We start from the raw sequence: 22029 nt of genomic DNA, 5'->3' as shown, positions 1-22029 counted from the left end.
TTTAGACTGCTACCTTCCCCTCTTATGGTTAGCGTTAATACGCCAAAGTAAGGCAGAATACTTAAGTCATAATACGTAAGCGTTATCATTTATAGGAATATTACTTTATTAACTTAATAAAATAATGGTATATCAATAAAGTTACTGAAATTATAAGTTTTTTTACCACCATTCACAATAGATGATACGAACCAAAAATCGTACATTATGAACCCTTTATTGGAGGTGTGAAAATGACAATACTTTATTTACAATGTCCTCCACTACCTCACTATATGGTTAGTCATACCATTACTTTTCAAGAAGTGGATAATCAATTAGGGCAAATTCAAAATGGTGTATTTCATTTAATTGTTGTTACGAAAGGTGCAATTCATATAAGAGAAGCTAATAATAAAGAGTGGAAAGTAAATGCTGGGGAGTATGTAATCTTAAGACCTCAATCTAAATATTTTTTTCACCAACTTGCCCCTTCTACAACTAATTTGTTTTGGGTACAGTTCAACACAATAGGGGGATGGCAATGGGAAACCGAACCATCTCCATTTAATAGTTGGAACAGCCAGAACTATCAATTCGAGATCGTCCTACATCAGTATAAGAAAATCTCCTCTGCAGAAGTAATTTATGATATGTTAACAGAGCTAGGTATTTTAGAGCAACAATCTATTGTGCTTAATAAATGGAAACAACAATTAATTTTTCAAGATATATTGATTGAATTAGCCTTATCAGAACAAACAACTTATCCCACTACGGCCCATAAAGTTGCTGAATTAGCATGTTCCTACCTAAAGCAACATTATAATGAAAACTTTACAAATCAAAAGCTTAGTCTTGCAATTAATTTCCATGAAGCCTATATAAATCGTTGCATGAAAAAAATATACGGAATGACTGCATTGGAATTTGTTAATCAGTACCGCATCTATATAGCGAAATTACTACTCCTTAATTCATCGTTGACCATTAATGAAATTGCGCAAGAAGTTGGATTTACAAATACTACTTATTTCATTCGTAAGTTCAAAAAAATTGTTAAAAGTACACCTTCGTCTTTTCGAAAAAATACTCTGGTAGATAGTAGAAACAAATGGCTGTTTAAGAATTAAGCTTAGATTTTTTGGTAATTTTACAGTTATCTATTCATCTATGGGGAGATTTCTTCATCTCCACTGACTCCACATTAATCGTAGTCTCATCGACCTTTGACACAATGAGAAAAGATATATCTAACGTACTACCAGAAAAATCTCTCTTTAAAAAATAAATTTTCCAGCTTCTCACGATCGGTTTTATCTAGCTCTTCTTCCATTTCTACAATTATCTCTTCCCTCCTCAAGGTGTCTGTTGTCATGCTAATCCATTCACGTTTTAAGTCTGCATCCAATAGGAGAATACCTTTACTTGACAACCAATCCTTCCATTCTATTAAGGACAGATCTCTTTTTTGCTCACCATTAGGATTGCCTGTATAAATGAAATTTTTCAAATACTGTCTCATCCTGTAAGCTAGTTTTTGACGCCCTCTTTTATTATGTTCATTAAAATAATTTGATCCTGCGTCTCTTGCTAATCCAGTAACCATACCTGAATAGAAATCTAAATCTGCACCATGAAAGGCTCCAAATAATAATTGCAAATCTGATGAAATAACGTCATTTTTTGTTCCCCACGCAAACCGATACACGTAGATAGAATCATTATGATTACCCTTACTAATAGATGTTGCTGTACTTTCCGCGTTAAAAGCTGCAAATAGTTTGCTACCATAATTTGTAGCTGCATAAAATAGCTTCTCTTCTTTTTTACAATTTCTTAAAAATCTATCTGAAACGAATGAAGAAAAGTAAGCGTGCCTCGTTACGAATGAAGAAAATTCAGAATTTGTACTACCAATTATCATTGGTATTACAGGTATCCCTTTGGATGGAACCCCTTCTGTTGGAATAACTGCTCCATCTTTAAATAAGTGAGGAAAAGGTTGCATCTGTAACGGTGAGTCTGAGTAAAGACTAAGAATTTCCTTAGCGTGCAAATTACTTAGAAAAGAATAAACGGTGGTAGAATTGTTATCCTTCAACCACTTTTTTGCATCTTGTCTAGAATTCACTACTTTTTTCATGACTAAAAGCTGTTCCACGATATCTTGTGAACGCTTTTCCCCTAATGCAGGATCACAATTAGTCATACCACCACTTAAAATGATTGCCTTATGATATAATGAATGATTTAGAGGTGATATTAATGTTGCTAACAGATTTCTGGCACCGGCAGAATGCCCAGCAGCTGTAATATTATGAGGATCTCCTCCAAAGTTTGCAATATTCTTTTTTACCCAGTCAAATGCTTGTAGTATATCAAGAATAGCAAAATTACCAGAATCAGTAGCTGGATCACCACTTCTGATGGAAGGATGACGAAAAAATCCCATTGCCCCTAAGCGGTAATTAATCGTCACAACTACACTGTCAGTAGCTTTGCAAAGATTTTCACCATTAAAATCTTCCCCAGATCCTGTTACATTGCCACCTCCATGTACAAATACCAATACAGGTCGCACTGTTTTTTGTTTTAAAGGTTTCCATATATTTAAATATAAGCAATCTTCACTTCCTATTAGTTTTCCGTCAACCAATTGAGCGGAACGGTCTTTATACTCGGTGGTATTTAATAATCCCTCCCATTTTTCCGGTGGATCTGATACTTTCCAACGTCGTTCTTTCACCGGGGGCTTAGCATAAGGGATTCCAAGCCATTGTAAAGTAGTGGAATTAACATCATATTTCCCTTTAACCTTCCCATACTTTGTTTGAACTATCATTTGAACAGGTTCCATGTTTTCAACTCCTTTCCTTTTGAATTACCATAACATAATTATCCCACCAATAATCGGGGTTGATATCATAGCAAAACGAACAACCGCAGAAGGTGCCTTATTTGTAAATTTTGCACCAATGTATGAACCTATCATTGGTCCTGCAACCACTTTTAAAAAAAGAATCCAATTAAAAAAACCGGCTTGCAGAAATCCAACAGCCCCGAAAAATGCGATTGGTAAAATGATAAGCATAGTTGTTCCAATCGCTTTTCTCATTGAAAACCCAAAGAACACCAGTAACGAGAGCTGGATAAACGGTGTAGAGCCGATTCCAAATACCCCAGATAAACCGCCTGTTCCAAGTCCGACAATGATAACACGTAACCAATAGGACAAGCTACTTTTATTATTTTTCTTTTCTTCTTGGGGTTGATGCATTTTGGTGCGCATCCATATTAATATTCCAGATAAAATTAACATGCTGCTAGTCATCCACACTAGCTGATTGGATTCAATTTGCCGTGATAATAAAGTTCCTTAAAATGCACCAATTCCACCATAAATACTTATCCATATACCTGTTCTCAATTTTGTGTTTCCTTCCCTAAAATGACTAATGGAACCTGATAAAGTCGTAAAAACCATTGCAGCTATGGATGTACCTAGTGCGGTATGTACGGGAATATTAAAAAAAGCAATCAATAGTCCAATAATAAACCCTGAACCACCTGTTCCGGTAAAACCTAATAAAATGCCCATTAAAAACATAACTAATAAGATCATTCAAACTATGCTCCTACTATTCCGGTACTTTTTTAGATAATTAAAAAACTTTATACGAGCAAACGATGTGAGTAACTCAACTCACATCTTTTACTCATGATCAATTGTGCAAACTTAATATAAGAAGTACGTTTGTTACGTCTTTCATAAAGATTAATTTTTTTGGAATTCAAAATCGATTTTTTTATCCTTCTTCCAAACCTCCTCTATTTAAGAAGATTTTGCTAATAAATCAGACTACCTCTGGTTCATAAGAGGATTTTACTTCTTTATGACGCAATATATCCTTTTTTGTTGGCGCATTATCACAAACATCATCTATTACTCGTGCATGAAGCATTAGTTCAAATAGTTCTCCACGCAATGTTTTATAAGCTGGTTCATGGTATAAATTATTCATCTCCTTTGGATCTTTGTTTAGATCATACATTTCTCCATCTTTAAAATGAGGATTATACCAAAGCTTATAACCCTTTGTCCGAATACCCATCATTCCATTTCCATCTGCTAAGGTTACATATTCTCTAACAGATATACCATTCTTAACAGAAGGGAATAATGAATGTCCTGGTAAGGATATATCCAATGTTAGATTCATTATATCCAATAGTGTAGGGACAAAATCTATACTAGAACCAAAGCTTTCTACTGTTTCGCCTGCTCTATATCCATCTGGAAAACGTATCATAAATGGTACACGTATTTCTGCTTCGTATGAAGTAGCAGCTTTATTAAAAATTCCGTGTTCTCCTAGCATTTCTCCATGGTCAGACGCAAATACAATAATTGAATTTTCTAACAAATTCCTCTCTTTAAGTTTATTCATAATCAGTCCTAAACAATCATCGACCATTTTCAGTAAACAATAATGACCGGCAATGCCTTTTCGAACCATATCGTCAGTCATTTTTCCAAACTTCTCATGAAATAAATCCACTCGTCTGCGATATGCTTCAGATTTAGTTTCATATTCGTTCTCGTGTCGGTTTTTAGGAAGGCTCACATCCTCTGGTTTGCAATATTCCAAATATTTTTCAGGCATCATATACGGTTCATGTGGGGCATGAAAACCTATAAACATAGCAAACGGATCCGCACCATCATCTAATCTATCCGGCGCATCACATGCCCGTCTAGCAGCATGAATATCATAATATAAATCTTCTTGCTCTGGTGAAGCACTAGGTTCAAAGTGATTCCAATCACCACTATTTCCAAATGTTTTACCAACTGGGATTTGAATATGGAAACTTCCCGCATGCACCATATGCGTTTTTCCTACAGAAACACATTTATATCCGTAATCACGAAGAATTTGCATCCAGGTTGTATCCCCTTCTTCCCCAAATTTAAGGTTGCCGTGTACTTGATTTTTCCATGGCTGTCTTCCCGTTAAAAACGAATGACGGGATGGCACTCATGGCGAAGCTGCTGTATAGAAATTATCAAATGCAACTGACTCTTTCCGTAACTGCTCCATATGAGGATAGTCAGCATTTTCTTTACGATTTGGTCCAATAGAATCCGCGCGTTGTTGATCAGTCATAATAAAGATTACATTCTTTTTGTCCATTATATAACCCCTCCTAGCTCTAAGCATGTAGATTGTTTTTTCTAAGTCCCCAGTAATAGAGGAGTACACAAACTAAGACCGCTACATTAGAGCGCAACATTTACATGATTAGTCATCAGGCCTATCCCATACAGGTGGAGATCATACTTATTTTCCACTAAAGGTCTGTTTGTAAGATTAAAACGTCTAATCCATTAAGTTGAACCTTTCCATAAACTGACTTTCTATTCAGAATATCATATCCTCTTTCTTGTATATGAACATGAGCAGTTTGATTACTTCTATTAATATAAAAAGTATATCGCTTATTCTCATTAACTCTACTAGATAAATAGACTCCTTTTGGTAAGCGTATCGGATTTAAATTACATGCTCTTACCATATCATACAGAAGGTCACTAGCTAGCTCATCATTTCCCATTACACCAACATAGTACACGATTCCTCTACCATAAGTATTCCTCGAGATTGCTGTTCTGCCAGCATAAAATTTCTTATTATAAATGGCTAGTGACTCTGCCGTTTTAGGTTCAAGCATATCTAACCATATTTTTACATCATAATCTCTACCATTATATGTAATCGTATTCATATAACGATTAGGTAGTACTTCAAATTCATCAATTTCAATACCTGCGAGTTCTGCAAACAGGCCTGGCCACGGGCTATCAGTCGTCGTATTTGCCCATGTCTTCATACCACTTCTTGCTCCGATAATTAAATGCCCACCACTTTCTACATATTTTTTGAAATTATTGTATATTTGATCATTCACCATCGCCATTGATGGTGCAATAACTAACTTGTAAGAAGACAAATCAGTCGTAGGATCAACCAAATCTGAGGTAATACCCATACGATTTAATGCTTTATAATAGGTTAACAAATGGCCCCGATAATCAAATTTTTTGTATTGAACATGTGAATCAAAGCCCCACATCTGATTAAAACTGTAAATAATGGCAACTGGTGCTTCTACTTTTGTATTCGCTAGATCCTCTCTAAATGCTGCTATTTCTGTCGTTACCTGTTGTGCTTCATAATAGGCTCTTCTAGGTGTACCGTCATGTCTTAACAAACCATTTGGATTCTGCTCACCGCTCCATCTATTAGAACGCCAACGATAATACATGACACCATTAGCCCCTCTGGCAATATCTTGGTATGTCCATAATCTTACAAGTCCAGGTTCAATCGCTAAGTTATAATCACTATAATTAAAATAACCATTTTTTTGTTCCATGACCCAATGACTTTTTTGTTTAGTTGCCCGGAAATGGTCATGAAGAAAACATTCAATATTATTATCTCCATCAACGCTAGGATAACTGTCCCAACTAATAAAATCTAATCTTTTCGAAATATCATAAGAATTTAATTTATGATACCATCCTAGCATATTATGGGTTACGAATTGGTGTGGTGCATGTTTCTTAATAATATCGACTTGTTCGTTTAAATGATTGACTGTAGAATCGGAACCAAAACGAGTAAAATCTAGCTTTTGACTAACAGAAATCGTTAATTGATCTGCAGATGGTAACATAACTTCTTCCCAATCATGATAAATCTGGCTCCAAAAATGAGTTCCCCATGTTTCATTTAGCTTATCTAATGTTCCATATCTATCCTTTAACCATTCACGAAACTTGTGAGCACATTCATTGCAATAGCAATCGACATTTCTTAGTTCATTGTCGATCTGCCAGCCTATAACAGCAGGATGATCACCAAAGTGTTCGACCATTTTTGTCACAATGCGATTAACATAAAAACGAAATGTTGAGTTATTGTGACAATGCATGCCTCTATCACCATGAATTCTACCAAATTTATTATGTCTTACGACTTCTGGATATTTATCTCGTAACCATACCGGTGATGCCTCTATTGGTGTACCAAGAATAAATTCAATACCTTCCTTAGAAGCTATTTCTATAAAGTCATTTAGCCAACCAAAATCAAATTGACCTTCTCTCGATTCTAGCTTAGACCAAGAGAGCTCAGCTACTCTTAATGTTTTAATGCCAGCTTCGATCATCAATTGAATATCTGTTTGCCAACGTTCTCTTGGCCAATGATCAGGATAATAGCTTGCACCAATCGTTATTGCTTGATCCATTATTTCACCCTTCCTTGTTATTTTTCTAATAACTTACACTGTGACCGTTTGATGAACTGGAGCAGAATATGCAATAATCATTTGGCAAGGCTCTCAGCTAAGTTATACTGTATTAATCAATGCACCTCTTTAGGCTGATAAGTACATAATTCAATCTAATTATTAATGACTGGCTTTTCTTTAAGGGTGATACTGGGATTTATATCTTCCAATTTTGGCCAACCGTCCACCCATTCAATTTTATCTATGAATAATGGTCTTCTTGTTGCACCACTACTCAGTGTAGGATTATCTGCAGGAATACCATGATAAACGATCCAATCTACACCTACATCATCTGTAATTATCGCATTATGGCCAGGTCCAACAATATGCCCCTTCCCTTCTTCTGATGGTGTATTTCCAAATAATAGAACGTCTCCACGGTGATATAACAAATCTTCGCCATTTTTATTTAAGTAAGGACCGAAGAGTGATTTTGATCGTCCCATTCCAACATTGTATGAACTATCGGCACCATTACAACATGATCCGTTCGACCCAAAGAAATAATAATATCCATCTCGTTTTATAATATAAGGTGCTTCATAACCCGTACCAATTATATCTTTTCTTTCACCAACAGTTGACAGACCATCTGGGGTTAATTCTATAGCAAAAATGCCTGATGTAATTCCACCAAAAAACAGATATGGAGTACCTCCATCCACAAATAACATCGGATCAATGGCATATACGTCCATTTGTTCTGAATCTAATAGTTTTCCATGATCTTCAAAAGGTCCTGCAGGATGGTCTGCAACTGCTACCCCAATACCAGGGTTTTGGTCTCCCCAAGTTGATTTAGTATAGTACATATAGTATTTGCCATTTAGCTCACTTACGTCAGGTGCCCAAACCCAGCCTTCTTTCCAATTGGGCTTACTTTCAAACGCTGAACCTAAATACTTCCAGTTCACAAGGTCTTCCGAACGAATTACAGGGGCAACCTTAGTCCCCATACCATCTCCCCAATCATCCTCTGTTGCATAAGCATAAAAGAAGCCATCATCCCCTCTAATGATCGAAGGATCTGCGAATACAGGTGTAAAAACAGGATTTTGATACTTTCCTTTATTTTTAGATTTTTTTCCAGTTGACCCTTCCTCTCGATCCTTACTTTTCGATAATTTACCATCTAAATCGTTGGTTATGGTACTATTTTGATAATATACAGCAATTCCTATTACGGCTGCTAATAATAGAAGGATACTTAATGCTGTTAGTTTTTTCGGCATGAATCTTCTCCTTATTTTGAAGTGAGATTTTCTAAGTCTTTTTGTCTTTCTGTGTTGTTACTATAACTATATCAAAGTGCCAATATCGTTATTCATCATAGTATTAGTTCAATTAATCAATACGAAAAATTTTCCTCATGATAATCACGCACTCCTATCAAGAAGAGTACGTGATATTGTTTATTGCATTAGATATTTTCTAATCCATCTTTGCTTGGTAGTTTAGGAAAAGATTGATGTGGCTCAGTTTGATACCAATATGCAACAGAAGCAATATCATCCTGCAATGGAAGATATCTACCTCCAGAACGCCAGCCTAATGCCTGGATAGTTACACGTAAATCTTCTTCAAAACGAATTGGATCCATAATGTGCCACCTGTACATTCCAAAACGTTGATTAGCACGATAAAGTCCATCTGGTTTTATGATCTGTGGCATTCCTAGATAGGCGGTAGAAAAGGTCCCATATTCGCCTTTAGGATGCTCAAAATTCCAAGCACCTCCAAAGTAATCCTCCGTACCTGTTCCACATATAGTTGGAAATTCTTCATCTCCATCCATATAAAATTTAATTTCTCCTTCTCCCCACCAGCCATTGTTATTAACCTGCCAAGCTATATAAGTACCTACATAATGTCCATGACCTTTTATATCATCTACTATGGTGTGTACTTCTTTATATGGTAAAGGATTACTCCGTCTCCATTGTGCATGAAAATAGGCGATATCATTTGGAATATCTGTTAAGCTATAATCCACTTGATAGTATAAAGGGAATTCATCTTCACTAATATTTTCCACTGTGATTTTCGCTGATTTTCTAAACGGCATTTCCCAGTATGCATTCATACCACCAGCTGGATTCACAGCAACTGGTATTGAATTAACATGACATCTTTCATTCCATCCGTTACAGAAAAAATCTCCAAAAGGTACTTCTATTGATGGGTTTTCTTCCCCATCCCAATACATTCTTAATATTAGGGTTCGCCAATGAGCTGGGAAACAAGTCATCCAAATGTGTTGGATAACTCCAGGGCCATCAATTTCAGCGATTGTATATGATTGATTTGCCTCAATCATAATTGAAGGTGAAATTTTCCACCCCCGACCTAGATCACGGCCTGCATTGGCACCTGTCCCTTCTGTTGCCATTCCACCCTTTCCCTTCGCACCATCAAAATTTTCAGCACTTATTGATCTGGTTTTTGCTTTCGATAGCCTAGATAAGTTTCCTAATCCCATACCTAATCCATTAAATTCAACCATTTGATCCTTCCTTTCTCTATTATTAATCTTATATTCAACTTTACTTCGACCGACCATAATCTCCGTAAAGTTATAACACTATTGTTAATAGTCCCTATTTGTCTCCTGTGACTAGCATTAATTCGCCTAGTGCTGCAGCAGCTGACCCATTTCCCCAGTCAAATATGGTAAACTCACCTGGTTCAATGTCAGTATAAGACCCATTTGCTCCGTGATGGGCATTCTCCATTTCAAATCCATAATCCAATTCACTAAAATAATGAAATTTATCTTCATATATTTTTTTCATTACTTGGTTCTCAGGACAATACATCATGTAAAAAGCAGCTCTCATCGCCCAAATACCTCTATATTTGTACTCTTCCTTTCCAGTAATTCGATAATAATTAAAATAGGTGCATGCAAACAGACTTTGCCTTGCATCGTTCCACTCATCATCTGAGTTCATTACACCAAATCCACCTAATACAGGTACTGTTACATATTCAGGCTCCCACACAGCCTGATACAAGGAGAGTTCTGCTAATAACTGTTCTCCCTTTTGAAGATATACAGACTCTTTTGTAATTGTATAGAGTAATTGCAGGGCTTCTATTGTCCAATATATAGAGAAGTTACACTGGTTATACAAACCACTTCGAGCATCTTTTACACCATATTGCTTTCCATCCCATTGTCTGGAACAAGACCAATAGGTTTCAAAATCTTCCCAACGTCCTGTTGGAATTATCTCATGAATCACAAATTTTATACCTTTCAAAGCAGCTTCTAAGTATTGACTTTCATTGGTAACCTCATACATTTTCGTTAATAGCCACACGTGCATGGATGTTTCAGGACTCTCTGCTAAATAAGGTGAATGCTCTCCTGTTTGCATATGTACCCAGGCTGGGAAACTCCCATTTGTTGCCTGTGTTTCTAGTAAACGCTCTACATAAGTCTCGACGTAGTCTATTAATCTCTGATCACGCTCAATATCCTTATACCACTTCAGCATCCAAATTCCTGTCCATGACATATCTAAAAGATGACCGAATTCTTCATGGCTCTGAGGTCTCCTATCTGAATGCCCCCATGTGCCGTTTTCCCATTGCTGTAGTTTACTTGCACGGTAAACTGATGGAAAAAGACCATGTGTTTGTGGTGCTGATAAAGCAAATTTTTTAGCTAACTCTGCCTTCCGAATCATCTCCTGATTATTCCAATGCTCTCCCCAAATTCGGTATCCATAGGCACTTCTTAAACTAGAGAACCAGGCTTGATTCCATATACTTTTCTTTTCACGCCAACTATCCGAGTCTCCATTATTCGGGGATTGAGATGCTCGAACAATAAAAACACAGCCACCTACTTTTAGTTGGTTTAAATCAAATTCTTGCCACACTACTTTTGACCACTTGTTAAATGCCCAATCATAGGTCCTTTTAGCAAAAATCTCAAGGTCTTCAATCGTAGTATTAAAATCCGATTGTTGATCTTGTTCTAAAATCATCCTTTTCCTAGCAAATTTCTCCCAAATAAAGGTTGTAACAGGTGAAAAATCTCTAGATGGTTGGTTTTTCTCCCAACAAACTAAATAAAATCGAAACAATGGCTGATTATTTTTTACTAAGTACGGTTGCTTTGTTCTCTGAAAGTAGACATGATTTACCTTCTCATAATGGGTCAAACCATAGTAAAGACATTTATCTGTTTCCACATAGTCCATTACATGCGGAGCAGTTCGATGTGTCTCTAAAAAATCTAAATCCGGAATCAATGCAAGCATCTCATTTTCGTTCTCTAATATAATAGCTGGTGATCGGAAAACTAAATCTCCAACCACCATATTTTCTTGTGGGCACAGATGTGGTTTCCAGCTACAGCTTGCCTTTGGACTTCGCACTTGCATATTTAGTTGTATGTCTGCATGTTCTTTCGTTTCCCGTTGCCATTTCGCTTCTATTAAAGCAATATTTTTGGTTTTATCTTTTTGTTCTTCGTTTAACGTTATTTGAATAGAAGGATCACTATTTCTAAAGACCAACCATTTGGAAAGCCATCCAGGAATTCTACATGGCAATATTATTACCTCCTTTCTAACCTGTATCATTGCGTAATTTCTTCGACATTTGAAATTGGATTTAACTTTGTTGATATGTCACTTAGGAAAATTTTTGCGTAATAGCCAGAACGGTTGCCAGGCATATTAAATCCACCTGTAAAGGTTTCCATTTCTCCAGATTTCAATTTTTTTGTTACACTAGAAACATTCATAACTTCATTTTTTTTATTATATAAAGCAAGCACATAGGTTACGTCTTTATCTTCTTTAGAATTATTTCGAAAGTCTGCCGTTGCTGAAATAAATCCCTTCTGTGGAAGTGTTTTTAATGTATTACCTTCTGAATCATGGAATTTCACATTCGACATTGTGTAATTTTCACCTAATACAATTACTTTACGTTCCACTTTTTTTGCTTGATTACCATCATAATCAGTTACATTATAGGTCAATAAATAATTACCAACTATATTTGTGTTCACTTCACCTGATACTTCTATTTTGTCGGTAATATCACCATCTAAGTAATCAAAGGCGGTTGCTCCAGGATCACTAAAATCACCACCAAGCGGTATTTCGATTGTCGATTCACCATTTAACGTAATTTCTGGAGGATTAGTATCAACTTCAACCAATAAATAGTCATCCATTTGTACCCATGTATCCCCGTTCGCATGCATTCCAGTAAATACTGTAACAAAATCATTGTTTCCGGAGTCAAATTCTACTATTAACTTTTTATAATTATCATGTCTATCGAACTTTTGTTCCTTTAGGATTTCTCCATTCACATCTCTGATACCAAAATAGCCAGCGTTATTATTTTGAGAGGTCCTTATGAATCCATGTAGTCTATATTTAGTATTCGGTTTTACTGTAATCTTTTGCGTAAGGCCATTCCAGCCTGTATCATTTCTTAAATACGCATTGTTACTGCCACTTCTAGAGTGATTACTATCTACATCTACTCCACCTTCTCCATTTTCTAGGGACCATGGTTCTGCAATCTCCTCTGTGGATTGATCTTCAAAGGAAGGGTCGGAGATAAGATTTGGCTTAGGGTCACCCTCTTTTAATTCAGACTTCATTAGGACAACATTGTAAGGTCCCCATTCAGACATTAAGAAATATAAATCTTGTCCATCATTTGTCCAAGGGTGGATATAACCTCCATATAGTCCTGGAAACTCTGCTCCTGTCGCAATCTCTGTTTCAGGAGACCACCCATGAGTTAAATTTCCTGAACTTCTCATTACCATTGCATAACGATTTTCATTCAAGTACACCATAATCCATTTGTTATAATAAGAGTTATATACTACTGTTAATTCGCTAACAGGTGTATCGATGACAGGAATAGCTACTTCCTCTTTATCTTTTATCCACTCATTTCCATTCCAATATGCATATTCCTGCTTATTAAGAAATTCTGATTCCTCCACTCTAGCCAAATAAGCATGATCCATTCTTCCGGAAGGCGTTCCAAACATATATACAAAGCCTTCATGTTTTACATAGGCAGCTTGAGCAAATTTACTATCAGCTCCCCATTTCACACCAGATTTTGTCCAGTTTTGTCCTTCATCTTCCGAATAAGCTATTTCTGAGAAGTTAGTATTCCATCTCCCAGCAGAACCCCAATTTCTAATCTGCATGTAATGAATATAATGCCGATCTTCTATCGTCACACCTGCTGTTGGAATAGCAGTAAAATCCCCATTTCCTGATGTATCTTTCTCTGAGTAAATAATTTCCTTCGCATAGTCTGGGTCATCCTCGGATGTAATCATAGACGAAAATGCTAAACCGTCTGAAAGATCATTATCCTTTGACAGGGCAAGTAAATTGCTTCTCCAACCTTCCCTGTCACCTCCGCCGCCAAAGCCACCCCAGCCCTCATCATAAGAATCACCAAATGCAATCATAACTTTTCTATCTTCTGGATTCGTTGTAGCATCCCAGATAACACCTAGATCAGTAGCTCTTAAACCATAATTGACATCTGTCTGATTGGGATTAGGTATATCCTCTCCTTCTAGTGTTGGTCCAGTAACTCTCGCGACTTTCTTTGCTTTTGTTGCGATAAGTCCACTCATTACCTCTCCACCATCCTTATTTGATTCCGCTTCCACAAATAACAGAAAACATAGTGATACCATAGATACTGTCAAAATACCGATAGCTATTTTTTTGAATTTGATCAATAGTTCTACCTCCCATTTGTTTATTTTTTATTTAACAAATTGCTATTGGATGTATAACAGATGCAGTAGCACCTTTCAGTTTGAGTGGGGTAACAATTAGCACAAACTCATAAACTTTATCTTGGGCTAATTCATCTAGATATAAATTTTCTATTATTGGCACCCCTTGTTCAACAAGTAAATAGACATGTACATCATGTTTGGGAGAAGGTAATACTTCAAAGGTGGGTGTGTCTCCACCAACAACGGACACACCCTGTTCCACTAAATATCTTGCTGATTCTAAATTAACACCAGCATGACTAGTCAAAAATCGTTCATTATCCTTTTTCCAATATTTCGAGAATCCAGTTCTTAATAAGACACAATCCTTAGGTTTTAATTTAATACCCTGATATTTTAGACAGGATTCTATATCCGCCTTTGTAATCACGTAACTGTCTTTTAATACATCTCTACTTAAAGATCCTGCAATATCAAGTAACACACACCTCTGAATAATTGGGGGCATTTTCTCAATACTCCAAGTATGAATACCTTTTTCATTTTCTGATCCGGCTACAGGTTTATTTCCATGGAAATACCGTTGATCACCTATTTTTTTACTAAAGTGACAGAGTGCATCGATATGAGTTCCTGTGTGTTGCCCCATAATAACCATTTCAGTAGCAGCTCCGGCGGACCCTTCGAACTCATTTTCTGTATCACTATGACGTAAGTAGGAACTTATCGAAAAAGGAGCATGACCTGGTATGACAGGAATTTCATCTTCTAATGTGTATTGAAGACTGTATATTTTCCCTTTGCTAATTAAAGATATTAGTTCTGATGAAAATACAGGATAAGTAAGCTTTCCATAATTATTAATTCGATTCACCCCTCTTTCTTGTAAATATCTCTAGTAATCACCTGTGTTGGGCAATGATTTGTAAACGTTTGCAGTTTATGAAAAAATATTTCAGAGAAACTGGTTATTAGTCTTTAGATTTATTACGATAAATCATAATAATTTTTGAGTTGAATTTAATAATCAAAGCACTTTTTCATATCTTTTGAATCAAATGGTTTTATGTCTGGTAATGGTAGCCTTTTTTCTACAGATAGTATCGGATGGATTGTTTGGTGTGGCTCCGTCTGATACCAATATGCTGTACTAGAATAATCATCACTTCTATTATTATTATGACCATGCTCAATTGTTACTTTAATAGATTTATCAAATGTAACGGGATCTTGAATATGATATCGATATGCAGAAATCTTGTCCGACCAGTTGGGACCACCGCCCAATATAATTCCGTGATATGGCGTGTTCTGCTCCTGCTGAGGGCACCAAGCAGTATTAAAATAATCTTCCATACCAGTCCCATGCAATGAAGGAGGCCAAGGCTCGCCATCGATAAAGATCATATCGTCTCCTTCACCATACCAATTCCACTCTTGGGTAAATCTTAAATTATGAATATTTAAATTACAACCTACATAGTGTCCTTTTCCAACAGCATCTAAAAGCACATAATTTTCTTCTCCAGTCTTATTCTTACCTCCGAAGCAGTATAGAGCATTAGATATATTATCATCTATTCCTTCTGTTAACTCTCTATTCCAGACTGCATGGAATCTCAAGGGGCTGTCAATATCGTTATTGTATAGCTCGTAGTCCACATAAAAATAAAACTTTATTGCCTCATCTGCATTACTTTCAACTTCTAATCTTGCTTTCTCTCCAAAAGGCATCGGAAAGAAGCAATTTAATGCCCTCCCATCTTCCGGGCTCATTTGCAAAGGTGCTGATGAGTAATTCTTCGTAATACCATGACCCATTCCAAAAAAATCACCAATCGGTGCCTGAACACTTGGATTTTCTTCCCCATCCCAAAACATACGAATGACTACCTTACGGTGAAGAAACTCCTCCATATCATCATTTAAAGGAGCCATCGTCATCCAAATATGTGTGATACAACCTGAACCTTGAAGTGTACAAATATCTACTTTATCTCCTGGGTATATTTTCAGAAAATCTCGATTCCCACCTGTTGTATCATAGCTTGATGCCCTCTTCCGTTTTGCGTCTCTCTGACGGTATAAATCACGTATTGACGTTCCTAAAAAAGTCATTTTTTTGCCTCCATCAAATAATTTTTACTTCGATAATTCTTTACCAAGACTTCCACCTGGATGATATAGGTGAAAATCCTTATTAGTAAAATTCCTTAGTTCACAAAGCGCTACGGCTAAAGCATCACCAATCACAAGCACAATTGTTGAACTTGTAGTAGGAGCTAATCCTAAATGATCAGCCTCCTTTTCATATTGATAGGTAAGTGCCACATCACATGCCTTTGCTAATGAAGAATTTACCTTTGATGTAATGGCAATCTTCTTCGCACCTATTTCCTCTAATGACGGAAGAAGGTTCAATAACTCGGCAGTCTCCCCACTATTGGATATCATTATTACCACATCATTAGACTCTATCATACCCAAGTCACCATGGACCCCTTCTGTACTATGAACAAAAAATGCTGGAGTTCCTGTACTTGATAAAGATGCTGCTATTTTTTTCCCCACATGTCCTGATTTACCGACTCCAGTAATAACTACTTTACCAGTAGCACTTCGGATAAGTTCTATAGCATCTTCATATTTACCTCCAACTTGCTCTAACAACGTATTAATAGCTGTCGCTTCTATCTCCATCGCTTTTCTTACATAGTCTAAAACCGACATTGTTCTCCCTCCTTTTCTAATTTACTCTCCCAATATTTCACCAGCTTCTGGTAATTCAATAATCGGATTAAAGACTTCATGAGTAGGTCCGTTCAAATTATTAACTAAACGATCCATGGCAATTTGACCGACACGAATTCCCATATTATATGGCGATTGTTTTATACATATTGTTCCTAAAGGATCGATTAGCTGAGTAAGTTCTGTTTCACCATATGATGCAACGAATACATCTTCTGGGATTTGCATTCCTCTTTTTGTTAACTCAAGAATAATACCAACAGTCATCGTGTTATTAAAAGATAAAATGGCAGTTGGTTTATTTTTTAACGACATAAAATTTTCTACTGCCTGCCTTCCATCTTCTACAGTAAAGTGACCATTAAAAATAAATTCCTCATCAAGACTTAAGCTGTAATCCTGTATAGCCTTCTTAAAACCTGAAAATCTTTCTTCACCAGTACTTACATTTAAAGAACCATTTACTATACCTATTTTGTCATGTCCTTTTTGAATAAGATAACTAGCTAATTGGTATGCACCTTCAAAATTATTTTCTACTACTAGATCCATCTTTTCATTTGCGTTTTTTAGTTTTCTATCTAGCAAAATTACTGGTGTACTTTCATAAATATTTTTAATTATTTCATCATTTCCGCCTGAAGTTGCTAAAATGATACCATCTACTCTATTTTCCATGAGTACTTTTAATAATTTTTTTTCTTTTTTAGGATTTTCATCACCACTCATAAAAAGTAAATTGTAGCCTTTTTCTTGAACCACATCTTCAATTCCCTTTGCAATTTTCATGAAATAAGGGTTCGATATGTCAGGGATTATAACACCGATAGTATTCGTTTTATGCATTTTCAAGCTTTTGGCAATTCCGTTAGGACGATAATTTAATCTTTTAGCAACAGCTAAAACATTTTCTTTAATTTCGTCACTAGCGTATCCTCTGTTACTTAGAACTCTTGAAACTGTAGCAGTTGAAACACCTGATTCTTTTGCTATATCCTTAATTGTTACATTATTTTTCATATTATCACGGCCTCTCACCTGTAATCGTTTACAGATATTGTAATACACCGTAAATAATTAATCAACAAAAATAAGCACAAATCAGGATAAAAATGGTGATTGCTTTTCCACTATTAAAGATTATCAACAATGTTATGATTTTATTTCATACATTGTTCTTAACATATCTCTATCAGGACTGCATCTCGACCTGGAATGGAAATCTCTACTTTTCGTTTAGCGTTTGAATCACATTTACTTCTAGATAATTCATTACCGGCTATAGAAAGCACCCTGATATCTCTGTCTTTATTATTTAAGTCAAACTCATTTAAGTCTAGTTCTAATTGAATGTTTTGTTTTACTTTATGAACATTTGCAAAAAATAAACCAACACTTTTTTGTCGATACTGCCATGCTGAATGAACTATTGAGGGTACTTCAATTACTCCAGTATCCTCATATTCTTTGAAATGAACATTACAATTATAATGAAACCAGTCAAGCGTGATACTTTCACATGTGAACCTCAAAGGTTTCAGCATCTTCCCATAGGCTAAATATTTATTCCCTAGACCTGTTCTTAATCTAGCAAACTGAGAAAGATACTTTGCTCTTTCAGGAGAGAAAGCATATTTTCGCTCTTCAAACTTATAATAATGTTCCTCTCCTAAATTTTCCTCCCCTTCAACCATTTCCATCGGGCTATATTCATAGTTTAGTTCATATAATCCCCCCCATAGATACGTGCGAGCCACTGTAAAATAAAATAAGTCTCCAATTTCCTCCACTAGTTTTCCCCAGCCGTCAATCCTTACTTCCCCAAATTCATGATAGACATATGTGAACATTGGTATCAGTTCTACTTTTCCAAATCTGAATAATTCTTTGACATTCCATCCTTCAAGTGGTGCTGCTGGCTGTCCGCCAGCTCGAGCTTGATAATAATCTAATACATCCAAAAAAACCTCATTCATCATTTCTGTACCCATTGGAATATACTTTCCGGAAGCAGCTTCTTTCATAGATTGTTTAGTATTGAGATAGTTTTCCCTATAAGCTTCGGTAATTAATTTTCCCGCACCTATTGGATGTCCATGTGAATTATCCATACAAACCTTCAAAATATTATTTGCTGATATATCATAGTAAATAGCATCTACAGCCATTTCTTCCTGCAAATAGGAATCTCTTTCTACATGTAAATGCTGGACAAATGGATCTACTGGACATAATAATGAAAATTTATATTTATCAATACTTTTAAGCGAATCCTGAGGAAATTGCTGTAATGCTTTTCTCCCTTTATCTCCATCAGCTCCATTAATATTAAATAGATAATCAAATTCAAATGGTGCATATTTATCCCCATGTCTGGTAATAGCATTTAAAGTTTGTGCATTGAATTTAGTTGGGAACCAATCCGCCATTCCTCCAGGAATATGATTTCCAAAGTCTTGAACAGTGTGTGGCCAATCAGGTCCTAAAATATGAAACATTTTCGTATCAATATAGTCGTGAAAATTATCCAGCCACTTGGAACGATCATGACCTGCATTAATTCCAAAAGTTGCTACACCCATTTCTTCCATAAGCCATGTGGATTTTTCCGTTTCACTTACATCAGCTATTGGCCCATTTTTACACCAATATTGTTTAACAGCCCACCTTTTATAGATATCTGCAGATTCATACCAATCCAACCCATCTAACAGCTTTACTGTAACTCGATACGGAACTTTTATTCCTTTTTTCGGACCGATGTCCTGACACGCATGACCAAATGATGCTTCAAGCCATTTGTTTTCATTTATGTAAAAATTATGCCACTTCGAATAGGACTCACTATCCGTTGTAGCAAAATACAACCCCCCCTTATTCAGTCCATAATAACTAAAGAATTGCATCGTTGATCCCGAAAAACCTTCTGGATAAGGCATATACCTAAAACCATTGGAGTTATCCCCAAAATGTTCCAGTGGATTATTCATTTTAATTCCTGTAGCAAAACTATGGATAAAATAATCTTGCTCCCCATTTTCTGTAATCGGAAGAATATTGGAGATAATTGGATACTCCAAATTTACTACGGGTAACTCGGATTCATTCACAAGTTCGCAATGAAAGTAAATGTCTTTTGATTTCTTTTCTAGATAAACCTTTGCATATACCTGTATGGTAGGAGTAATTGTCCATTGAAAGTTGTAACCTGTTGCTTCATCTCTCTTCCAAAATGTATATTTAAATTCAGAAAATTCACTAGTAATAGTAGCTTGTTCATATTCAACATGAAATGGAACGCTATTTGCTTGCTGAGAAATATAATCTATCTGTTTTTGCTTATCAAAAATACGTTTAACACTCCCCGTTTCTTTATCAATAGCAACTAGTATATACTCATTTTCAAGATTTAACATGGTCATCTCCCTTCCCATGTGTATTATTTTATTCCGGAAATCTTAATACCTTCTATTAAATATCTTTGGAAAATGAAAAACAAAATGATTACTGGCAATGCAGCAACAGTGGAACCTGCCATTACCATTCCCCACTCATTATTTTGATCAGATCGGAAATAAGCTAGCAATTGCATAATCTGATACAAATTCTCATCTGATATAACCATAATTGGCCAAATAAATGAATTCCAGAAACCGAGAAATGCTGTAATACCTACAAGAACAAACACAGGTACCGAGAGTGGAACAAAAATATACCAATAGATTTTAAATCTTGATGCACCATCCATAAATGCAGCATCCTCTAACTCTGTCGGAATATTCAGATAGAATTGGCGTATCAAAAACACATTCATTGCTGATGCAATTCCAGGAACAATTAATACTGCCAAAGTGTTAAGCATTTGTAGTTTAGCAACTACGATATATGATGGAATTAGAATTGCCATAGATGGGATAAAAAGTGTCATAATGACATACATCCACCAGAAATTTTTTAATGGAAAATCTATTCTGGCAAAGACATAAGCTGCCATAGAATTAATTAATATTATCAAAAAGGTAAATATCACCGCCCCCATTAGTGTAATCCCAATAGACCGTATAAACTCCGAAGTTTCAAATAATCCCATATAGTTAGTAAAAATCCACTCCGATGGGAAAAATTTAAATGGATAAGCTAAAACTTCCGATTCTTTTTTAAATCCAGCAATGGCCATCCAAACTAAAGGAAAAATGGAGACAATTGCCACAAATATACCTATTATTTTCAGAAACACATCTTGAACCATGTTTTTCATTATTACTCACCCTCATATTCACTTAACCATCTAGTCCTTTTTTGGAATTAAACAATTTAAACACGACTGCTGACAACGTTCCTAACATAACAAATAACAGCAAAGCAGATGTTACGGTATAACCCATATAAGGATCGCTTTTAAAATGGTTATATATAAATAAATTAGGGGTCATTGTCGAGTTTAAAGGGCCCCCACCTGTCATCATGTATGGAAGATCAAATTGCTGAATAGCACCCGTAACTCCAACAACTGTGAGATACAAAAATACATTTTTTAATAATGGTATAGTGATGTATATCATTTTATGGAATGCATTTGCACCATCAATTACTGCAGCCTCATAATATGTTTTAGGTATGTCATTTAAGCCAGCAAGCATAATAAGTGTAGTCATTCCAAACCCCAGCCACACCGCTGGTACTGCAATACTGCCCAATGCATATTTTACATCCGCAAGCCAAGCTATTTGACCAATTCCAACTAACTCGATGATGTAATTGGCAAAACCACCATCATAGTCATAGATGAAAATAAAGATAATGGATGCCACTACTCCAGATATTACGTGAGGAATATATATGGAAGTTTTGACAAAGCCACCAATTTTCCCTGTCAAAATTTTAATTAAGTGAGCGAATAGAAACGCTAAAATAAATTGAGCTGGGATAACTAACAATGTAAATTTCACGCCAGTTAGCAATGCATCATAGAACAACGGATCAGTTAATACCGTTTTGTAATTTTTAAATCCTATGAATACATTTTCCTGATAGAAGTTCCATTGGTTGAAGCTTACATTTACTGCATATATTAAAGGAATAATCACAAAGATTGATAATAAACCCAAAAGTGGGAGGAGCATCATATATGCTGTTTTCACATCGTTCTTTCTCTGTGTAGTAAATTTATCCACTATAGA

General features: G+C 35.8%; 16 protein-coding genes and 1 pseudogene. 1 reads left to right on the top strand and 16 read right to left on the bottom strand.

The window, feature by feature from the left end; translation table 11 throughout:
• Nucleotides 1-233: 233 nt before the first annotated feature.
• On the top strand, nucleotides 234-1112 hold the full coding sequence (locus ACZ5N5_RS11065; protein WP_464372490.1) for an AraC family transcriptional regulator: 879 nt from the start codon (nucleotides 234-236) through the stop codon (nucleotides 1110-1112).
• Between the two features lie 128 nt (nucleotides 1113-1240).
• On the opposite strand, the gene ACZ5N5_RS11060 is transcribed toward ACZ5N5_RS11065, so the two are convergent.
• The 16 genes and pseudogenes from ACZ5N5_RS11060 to ACZ5N5_RS10985 form a co-directional block, all read right to left on the bottom strand.
• A complete protein-coding gene (locus ACZ5N5_RS11060) occupies nucleotides 1241-2839 on the bottom strand; it encodes a carboxylesterase family protein (RefSeq protein WP_464372489.1) in 1599 nt (532 codons plus the stop codon).
• Nucleotides 2840-2863: 24 nt separating this feature from the next.
• Nucleotides 2864-3580, bottom strand: a pseudogene (locus ACZ5N5_RS11055) (sulfite exporter TauE/SafE family protein).
• A gap of 256 nt (nucleotides 3581-3836) precedes the next feature.
• Nucleotides 3837-5021: a sulfatase family protein gene (locus ACZ5N5_RS11050; RefSeq protein ID WP_464372488.1), complete on the bottom strand. Its 1185-nt coding sequence runs from the start codon at nucleotides 5019-5021 to the stop codon at nucleotides 3837-3839.
• Nucleotides 5022-5177 (bottom strand): sulfatase-like hydrolase/transferase, encoded by a 156-nt coding sequence (locus tag ACZ5N5_RS11045; protein ID WP_464372487.1) that lies wholly within the window; start codon nucleotides 5175-5177, stop codon nucleotides 5022-5024.
• A 157-nt stretch (nucleotides 5178-5334) separates the two neighbouring features.
• Nucleotides 5335-7299, bottom strand: a complete 1965-nt coding sequence (locus ACZ5N5_RS11040) for a beta-galactosidase (RefSeq protein WP_464372486.1) — start codon at nucleotides 7297-7299, stop codon at nucleotides 5335-5337.
• A 155-nt stretch (nucleotides 7300-7454) separates the two neighbouring features.
• Nucleotides 7455-8576, bottom strand: a complete 1122-nt coding sequence (locus tag ACZ5N5_RS11035; RefSeq protein ID WP_464372485.1) for a family 43 glycosylhydrolase — start codon at nucleotides 8574-8576, stop codon at nucleotides 7455-7457.
• Nucleotides 8577-8764: 188 nt separating this feature from the next.
• Complete coding sequence (locus ACZ5N5_RS11030; protein ID WP_464372484.1) at nucleotides 8765-9847, bottom strand: glycoside hydrolase family 172 protein; 1083 nt, start codon at nucleotides 9845-9847, stop codon at nucleotides 8765-8767.
• Between the two features lie 94 nt (nucleotides 9848-9941).
• On the bottom strand, nucleotides 9942-11909 hold the full coding sequence (locus ACZ5N5_RS11025; protein ID WP_464372483.1) for a hypothetical protein: 1968 nt from the start codon (nucleotides 11907-11909) through the stop codon (nucleotides 9942-9944).
• A gap of 26 nt (nucleotides 11910-11935) precedes the next feature.
• Nucleotides 11936-14095 (bottom strand): DUF4185 domain-containing protein, encoded by a 2160-nt coding sequence (locus tag ACZ5N5_RS11020; protein WP_464372482.1) that lies wholly within the window; start codon nucleotides 14093-14095, stop codon nucleotides 11936-11938.
• A gap of 31 nt (nucleotides 14096-14126) precedes the next feature.
• Nucleotides 14127-14972: a cyclase family protein gene (locus tag ACZ5N5_RS11015; RefSeq protein WP_054787346.1), complete on the bottom strand. Its 846-nt coding sequence runs from the start codon at nucleotides 14970-14972 to the stop codon at nucleotides 14127-14129.
• A 146-nt stretch (nucleotides 14973-15118) separates the two neighbouring features.
• On the bottom strand, nucleotides 15119-16216 hold the full coding sequence (locus ACZ5N5_RS11010) for a glycoside hydrolase family 172 protein (protein WP_464372481.1): 1098 nt from the start codon (nucleotides 16214-16216) through the stop codon (nucleotides 15119-15121).
• 24 nt (nucleotides 16217-16240) lie between these two features.
• Nucleotides 16241-16828, bottom strand: coding sequence for a KpsF/GutQ family sugar-phosphate isomerase (locus ACZ5N5_RS11005; protein ID WP_464372480.1), 588 nt, complete (start codon nucleotides 16826-16828; stop codon nucleotides 16241-16243).
• Between the two features lie 21 nt (nucleotides 16829-16849).
• On the bottom strand, nucleotides 16850-17869 hold the full coding sequence (locus ACZ5N5_RS11000) for a LacI family DNA-binding transcriptional regulator (RefSeq protein WP_464372479.1): 1020 nt from the start codon (nucleotides 17867-17869) through the stop codon (nucleotides 16850-16852).
• A 158-nt stretch (nucleotides 17870-18027) separates the two neighbouring features.
• A complete protein-coding gene (locus ACZ5N5_RS10995) occupies nucleotides 18028-20265 on the bottom strand; it encodes a DUF6259 domain-containing protein (protein ID WP_464372478.1) in 2238 nt (745 codons plus the stop codon).
• A gap of 23 nt (nucleotides 20266-20288) precedes the next feature.
• A complete protein-coding gene (locus tag ACZ5N5_RS10990; protein WP_464372477.1) occupies nucleotides 20289-21107 on the bottom strand; it encodes a carbohydrate ABC transporter permease in 819 nt (272 codons plus the stop codon).
• Nucleotides 21108-21129: 22 nt separating this feature from the next.
• On the bottom strand, nucleotides 21130-22023 hold the full coding sequence (locus ACZ5N5_RS10985; RefSeq protein ID WP_464372476.1) for a carbohydrate ABC transporter permease: 894 nt from the start codon (nucleotides 22021-22023) through the stop codon (nucleotides 21130-21132).
• Nucleotides 22024-22029 lie beyond the last annotated feature (6 nt).

The sequence above is a fragment of the Gracilibacillus sp. JCM 18966 genome (assembly GCF_055392695.1).
Note: the sequence above shows the minus strand (reverse complement) of the source record. Positions and strands in the feature narration are given on the sequence as shown.

Excerpts from the sequence above, each read along its gene's own strand:
- ACZ5N5_RS11030 (WP_464372484.1), bottom strand. The coding sequence starts at position 9,847 with ATGGTTGAATTTAATGGATTAGGTATGGGATTAGGAAACTTATCTAGG.
- ACZ5N5_RS11065 (WP_464372490.1), top strand. The coding sequence starts at position 234 with ATGACAATACTTTATTTACAATGTCCTCCACTACCTCACTATATGGTT.
- ACZ5N5_RS11035 (WP_464372485.1), bottom strand. The coding sequence starts at position 8,576 with ATGCCGAAAAAACTAACAGCATTAAGTATCCTTCTATTATTAGCAGCC.
- ACZ5N5_RS11010 (WP_464372481.1), bottom strand. The coding sequence starts at position 16,216 with ATGACTTTTTTAGGAACGTCAATACGTGATTTATACCGTCAGAGAGAC.
- ACZ5N5_RS11000 (WP_464372479.1), bottom strand. The coding sequence starts at position 17,869 with ATGAAAAATAATGTAACAATTAAGGATATAGCAAAAGAATCAGGTGTT.
- ACZ5N5_RS11040 (WP_464372486.1), bottom strand. The coding sequence starts at position 7,299 with ATGGATCAAGCAATAACGATTGGTGCAAGCTATTATCCTGATCATTGG.
- ACZ5N5_RS11005 (WP_464372480.1), bottom strand. The coding sequence starts at position 16,828 with ATGTCGGTTTTAGACTATGTAAGAAAAGCGATGGAGATAGAAGCGACA.
- ACZ5N5_RS11060 (WP_464372489.1), bottom strand. The coding sequence starts at position 2,839 with ATGGAACCTGTTCAAATGATAGTTCAAACAAAGTATGGGAAGGTTAAA.
- ACZ5N5_RS10995 (WP_464372478.1), bottom strand. The coding sequence starts at position 20,265 with ATGTTAAATCTTGAAAATGAGTATATACTAGTTGCTATTGATAAAGAA.
- ACZ5N5_RS11045 (WP_464372487.1), bottom strand. The coding sequence starts at position 5,177 with ATGGACAAAAAGAATGTAATCTTTATTATGACTGATCAACAACGCGCG.
- ACZ5N5_RS10990 (WP_464372477.1), bottom strand. The coding sequence starts at position 21,107 with ATGAAAAACATGGTTCAAGATGTGTTTCTGAAAATAATAGGTATATTT.